This is a genomic window from Saccharopolyspora sp. 7B, assembly GCF_020177435.1.
Lineage (GTDB): Bacteria > Actinomycetota > Actinomycetes > Mycobacteriales > Pseudonocardiaceae > Saccharopolyspora_C > Saccharopolyspora_C gregorii.
On sequence record NZ_JAIUKC010000249.1, the window covers coordinates 1 to 5,903 of the forward strand.

The 5,903-nt window shown below is 74.0% G+C and carries 5 protein-coding genes; all 5 read left to right on the plus strand.

All coding sequences use genetic code 11. The features are described 5' to 3' along the window. The first annotated feature begins 234 nt into the window (after positions 1-234). Positions 235-1,869 carry a glucose-6-phosphate isomerase gene (locus LCD33_RS28095; RefSeq protein ID WP_224978471.1) on the plus strand — a complete coding sequence of 545 codons (1,635 nt, stop codon included), beginning with the start codon at positions 235-237 and terminating at the stop codon, positions 1,867-1,869. Beyond that, positions 1,866-3,401 (plus strand): glucose-6-phosphate dehydrogenase, encoded by a 1,536-nt coding sequence (zwf, locus tag LCD33_RS28100; RefSeq protein ID WP_224957695.1) that lies wholly within the window; start codon positions 1,866-1,868, stop codon positions 3,399-3,401. The genes LCD33_RS28095 and zwf overlap by 4 nt, the downstream gene beginning before the upstream one ends. Continuing rightward, entirely contained in the window at positions 3,398-4,387 is a 990-nt protein-coding gene (opcA, locus tag LCD33_RS28105; protein WP_224957696.1) for a glucose-6-phosphate dehydrogenase assembly protein OpcA, read from the plus strand. Before zwf ends, opcA begins: the two co-directional genes overlap by 4 nt. After that, the gene (pgl, locus tag LCD33_RS28110) at positions 4,384-5,136 is read left to right on the plus strand and encodes a 6-phosphogluconolactonase (protein WP_224957697.1); all 753 of its coding nucleotides are present in this window, start codon (positions 4,384-4,386) and stop codon (positions 5,134-5,136) included. Before opcA ends, pgl begins: the two co-directional genes overlap by 4 nt. 128 nt (positions 5,137-5,264) lie before the next feature. Continuing rightward, positions 5,265-5,903, plus strand: a 639-nt coding sequence (locus tag LCD33_RS28115; RefSeq protein WP_224978472.1) for a pyridoxamine 5'-phosphate oxidase family protein, incomplete at its 3' end; no start/stop codon positions are given.

The following is a 5,903-nucleotide window of genomic DNA, read 5'->3' on the forward strand; positions in this document are numbered from 1 at the left end:
CGCAACTGCCCGACACCGGGCGCGCGCAGCGCGCCCCGGCCAAGTCGGCGACCGGCCGCCCCCCCGGGGGGGGCCCCCGCCCCCCCCCCGGGGCCCGCGACATCCCCCGCAATGCGCGGGCCCCGGGTGCTGTGGCGGGTGGGCCCGGTCAGGCTCATCGGGGTACCCCCGCGGCGGAGGCGTCCGGTCCGCCCACCGGCCGGCGTCGCCCATCCCCTAGACACGAGGAATCAGATGGCAACCGAAACTTCAGTCGAGATCGCAGACGAGGGTCTGGCCGGGGAGGCTCGCGCGCTCGCCGAGCGGCTGGCCGCGGACGGCGCGGCGAGCGGTCTCGCCGCGGGCGACGCCACCCTGTGGGGCCCGGACGCCGAGAGCGAAGCCTCGATCCGGCTCTCCTGGACCACCCTGCACGAGACCTCCCGCCCGCTGCTGGCGGAGATCGCCGAGCTGCGCGCGGAGCTGCACGCCGACGGCGTCGACCGGGTCGTGCTCGCCGGCATGGGCGGGTCCTCCCTCGCCCCCGAGGTGATCACCGCGACCGCGGGCGTGCCGCTGACCGTGCTGGACACCACCGACCCGGGTCAGGTCGGGGACGCGCTGTCCGGCGACCTGGACCGCACCGTGCTGGTCGTGTCGTCGAAGTCCGGCACCACCGTCGAGACCGACAGCCACCGCCGCATCTTCGAGGCGGCGTTCTCCGCGAACGGAATCGATCCCGCTACGCGCATCGTCGTGGTCACCGACCCGGGGTCACCGATGGAGACCGCCGCCCGCGAGGCCGGGTACCGCCGCGTGTTCACCGCCGACCCGAACGTCGGCGGCCGCTACTCGGCGCTGACCGCGTTCGGGCTGGTCCCGGCCGGGCTGGCCGGTGCCGACATCACCGCGCTGCTGGACGAGGCGGCGAGCGCGTTCGAGCTGGTCCGCCAGGACTCCGCGGACAACCCGGCGGTGCGGCTGGCCGCGGCGTGGGGCGCGGCGCACGAGCGCGGCGCCGAGAAGCTGGTGCTCGCCGACGGCGGCTCCGGCATCCCCGGCTTCGGCGACTGGGCCGAGCAGCTCATCGCCGAGTCCACCGGCAAGCAGGGCACCGGCCTGCTGCCCGTGGTCGTGGAGAACCCGCAGGCCCCCGGCTTCGCCGACGCGGGCCGCGACGCCACCACCGTAGCCGTCGGCGGCGCCGGCGCCGGCGCGCAGCTGGTGACCACCGGCCCGCTGGGCGCCCAGTTCCTGCTGTGGGAGTTCGCCACCGCGCTGGCCGGGCGGCTGCTGGGCATCGATCCGTTCGACCAGCCCGACGTGGAGGCCGCGAAGAAGGCCGCCCGCGCGCTGCTCGACGGCCCCGACGGCGGTCCGGTCGTGACGCCGGCGCTGGTGTCCGGTTCCGTCGAGGTCTACGCCTCCGGCGACTGGTTCACCGCCGGGGTGGGCACCGTGGCCGAGGCGCTGCGCGCGTTCGTCAAGTCCGCGCCCGCGCACGGCTACCTGGCGGTGCAGGCCTACCTGGACCGCCTCGACGACGCCTCCGCCGCGCTGCTGCGCCCGGAGCTGGCCCGCCGCACCGGCCTGCAGACCACCTTCGGCTGGGGACCGCGCTTCCTGCACTCCACCGGCCAGTACCACAAGGGCGGTCACCAGAACGGCGCGTTCCTGCAGATCACCGGCGAAGCCGAGAACGACCTGGAGGTGCCGGAGCGGCCCTACTCGCTGGCGGGCCTGCAGCGCGCCCAGGCGCTCGGCGACGGCCAGGTGCTCGTCCAGCACGAGCGCCCGGTGCTGCGGCTGCACCTGACCGACCGGGCCGCCGGTCTGGTCGAGCTGGTCAAGGCCGTTCAGGAACTGCACGACGAGAGGGGTGGGGCGTGAGCGCCAGGAACCTGCCGCGCAACCCGCTGCGGGACCCGCGCGACAAGCGGCTGCCGCGGATCGCCGGGCCGTCCGGCCTGACGATCTTCGGCGTGACCGGGGACCTGTCCCGGAAGAAGCTGATGCCCGCCATCTACGACCTGGCCAACCGGGGGCTGCTGCCGCCGGGGTTCGCCCTGACCGGCTTCGCCCGCCGGGACTGGGAGGACCAGGACTTCATGCAGGTCGTCTACGAAGCGGTCAAGGAGCACGCGCGCACCCCGTTCCACCAGTCCGTGTGGGACCGGCTGGCCGAGGGCATCCGCTTCGTGCCGGGCTCGTTCGACGACCCGGAGGCGTTCGACCGCCTCGCCGAGACCGTCAAGCAGCTCGACGAGGAGCGCGGGACCGGCGGCAACCACGCCTTCTACCTGTCGGTGCCGCCGTCGGCGTTCCCGACGGTGCTGACCCAGCTGTCCCGCTCCGGGCTGACCGACCAGTCCCCGGACCAGTGGCGCCGGGTGGTCATCGAGAAGCCGTTCGGGCACGACCTGGAGAGCGCCCAGCACCTCAACAAGATCGTCAACGAGGTGTTCCCCGAGGACTCGGTGTTCCGCATCGACCACTACCTCGGCAAGGAGACGGTGCAGAACATCCTGGCGCTGCGCTTCGCGAACCAGCTGTTCGAGCCGCTGTGGAACGCCCACTACGTCGACCACGTGCAGATCACGATGGCCGAGGACATCGGGCTCGGCGGCCGCGCCGGGTACTACGACGGCATCGGCGCGGCGCGCGACGTCATCCAGAACCACCTGCTGCAGCTGATGGCGCTGACCGCGATGGAGGAGCCGGTCAGCTTCTCCCCCGAGGACCTGCGCGCGGAGAAGCTGAAGGTGCTCTCGGCGACCAAGCCGGTCGGCCCGTTCAGCGAGACCACCGCCCGCGGGCAGTACACCGGTGGCTGGCAGGGCGGTTCGCTGGTTCCGGGCCTGCACGAGGAGGGCGGCTTCGCCAGCGACTCGACCACCGAGACCTATGCGGCGATCACCCTGGAGGTGGAGAGCCGCCGCTGGGCCGGGGTGCCGTTCTACCTGCGCACCGGCAAGCGGCTGGGCCGCCGCGTCACGGAGATCGCCGTGGTGTTCAAGCGCGCCCCGCACCTGCCGTTCGACGACACCATGACGGAGGAGCTGGGCCAGAACGCCCTGGTCGTCCGGGTGCAGCCGGACGAGGGCGTCACGATGCGCTTCGGTTCGAAGGTTCCGGGCACCTCGATGGAGGTGCGGGACGTGACGATGGACTTCGGCTACGGCCACGCGTTCACCGAATCGTCCCCGGAGGCGTACGAGCGGCTGATCCTGGACGTGCTGCTCGGCGAGCCGTCGCTGTTCCCGGTCAACGCCGAGGTGGAGCAGTCCTGGCGGATCCTCGACCCGGTCCTCGACTACTGGGCGGCGCACGGAGCGCCGGAGAACTACAAGGCCGGGACGTGGGGGCCGCCGACCGCGGACTCCATGATGACCCGCACCGGACGTGTCTGGAGGCGCCCGTGATCATCGACCTGCCGTCGACGACCACCTCGCAGGTCAACAAGAAGATGGTCGAGCTGCGCGAGACCGGTGGGGCCGTCGCGCTCGGCCGGGTGCTGACCCTGGTGATCGTCACCGGGGACGGCACCGAGACGGAGAAGGCCATCCAGGCCGCCAACGACGCCAGCCGGGAGCACCCGGCGCGGGTGATCGTGGTGGCCCGGGGCGCCAAGGAAGCCGCGCCGCGGCTGGACGCGCAGATCCGCATCGGCGGGGACGCGGGCGCCTCGGAGGTCGTGGTGCTGCGCCTGTACGGCGCGCTGGCCGACGAGGGCGCCGGTTCCGTGGTGCCGCTGCTGCTGCCGGACGCGCCGGTGGTGGCGTGGTGGCCGACCGAGGCCCCGGAGGTCCCGGCGAAGGACCCGATCGGGATGCTCTCGCACCGCCGGATCACCGACGCGGCCGCGGAGCCCGACCCGATCGAGTTCCTGAAGACCCGCGTCGGCTCCTACGTGGAGGGCGACACGGACCTGTCCTGGACCCGGCTCACCTCATGGCGCGCGATGCTCACCGCGGCGCTGGACCTGCCGCCGTACGAGGCGGTGACCAGCGCCGTCGTCACCGGTGCCGCGGACTCCCCGTCCACGGACCTGCTGGCGGCGTGGCTCGGCGCCTACCTGGAGGTCCCGGTGTACCGGGTGGAGCACCCGCGCGGCCCGGGCATCGTCTCGGCCGAGCTGCGGCGCCCCTCCGGCTCGGTCAAGATCGTCCGGCCGGACGGGAAGGTCGGCACGCTGACCCAGCCGGGCCAGCCGGACCGCCGGCTCTCGCTGCACCGCCGCGAGGTGCGGGACTGCCTGGCCGAGGAGCTGCGCAGGCTCGACCCGGACGAGATCTACGAGATCACCCTCGGTGGGCTGGCCGGGATCCGGCGCGTCGACCAACCCCCCGCCGCCGACGAGCCCGAGCAGGCGGCGACCGAACCGGAGCAGGCGGAAGGCGAGGCATGACCAGGCAAGAAGTCGTCGTGCACGGCGACGGCGAGGTCCTGGCGGCGGCCGCCGCCGCCAGGTTGATCACCCGGATCGTGGACGCGCAGGCCGCGCGCGGATCGGCGTCGGTGGTGCTCACCGGCGGGCGCACCGGCATCGGCGTGCTCGAACAGGTCCGGCACTCCCCCGCCCGGGACGCGGTCGACTGGGCGAACGTGGACGTGTACTGGGGCGACGAGCGGTTCCTGCCGGACGGCGACCCGGAGCGCAACGAGACCCAGGCGCGGGCGGCGCTGCTCGACCACGTGGCGGTGGACCCGGAGCGGGTGCACCCGATGGCCCCGTCCGACGGCAAGTTCGGCGCGGACGCCGACGCGGCCGCCGCGCACTACGCGGAGCTGCTGGCGACGCTGGCCGAGCCGGCCGTGGAGTTCCCGGTGCCGCGCTTCGACGTGCTGCTGCTCGGCGTCGGCGAGGAGGGGCACACGGCGTCGTTGTTCCCCGACACGCCGTACGTGCGGGAGCGGGAACGCGCGGTGGTGGGCGTGCACGACTGCCCGAAGCCGCCGCCGACGCGGATCTCGCTGACGCTGCCCGCGATCCGGTCCGCCGCCGAGGTGTGGCTGATGACCACGGGCGCGGCGAAGGCCGAGCCGGTGGCGGCCGCGCTCGGCGGTGCGGATCCGGTGGACATCCCGGCCGCGGGGGCCGTCGGCCTGGAGCGCACCTTGTGGCTGCTGGACCCGGCGGCCGCGCCGCGCGGCTGAGCACGGCTGATCGAGTCCGGGCCGTCCGCTCCCCCTCGGGGCGGGCGGCCCGTTCGCGTGAAGTGGCCTTTCGTTTTCCCCGGAAATTGGACCTTGGGGGAGTCCACTTCGCCGCGCAGGATGAGCGCATGACCGAACCGACCACCGCACCGCCGTTGTCCTCGACGCCCCGCACCTCGCTGGGGCGCAAGAAGGACCGGGCCGCCACCGACCGCGCCGACCTGCACGACGTGCTCGACGGGGCGCTGATCTGCCACCTCGGCCTGGTCCTCGATGGCCACCCGCAGGTGCTGCCCACCGGGTACGGGCGCGACGGCGAGGTGCTCTACCTGCACGGCTCCACCGGGGCGCGCAGCGTGCTCGCGGCGGGCGCCGAACCGGAGGTGTGCGTGACGGTCACCCTGCTGGACGCGGTGGTGTACTCCCGCACCCTCAACGACCACTCGATGAACTACCGCAGCGCGGTGATCTACGGCCGGCCGCGGACGGTGCTGGACCCGGCGGAGAAGCTGCACGGGCTGCGGGTGCTGTCCGAGCACCTGGCGCCCGGCTCGTGGGACCACGCGCGGGAACCGGACGCGAAGGAGCTCGCCGCGGTGGCGGTGCTGGCCCTGCCGCTGGCGGAGGCCTCGGTGAAGATCCGCTCCGGTCCGCCCACCGACGACCCGGCGGAGCACGCGACGGGCGCCTGGGCAGGGGTCCTCCCGCTCCGCACCGAGTGGGGCACCCCTATTCCGGCCCCGGACCTCGGCCCCGGCATCCCGACC

What these genes read in the sequence shown, in the direction of transcription:
- LCD33_RS28095 (WP_224978471.1), top strand. Translation starts at nt 235, where the DNA reads ATGGCAACCGAAACTTCAGTCGAGATCGCAGACGAGGGTCTGGCCGGG.
- pgl (WP_224957697.1), top strand. Translation starts at nt 4,384, where the DNA reads ATGACCAGGCAAGAAGTCGTCGTGCACGGCGACGGCGAGGTCCTGGCG.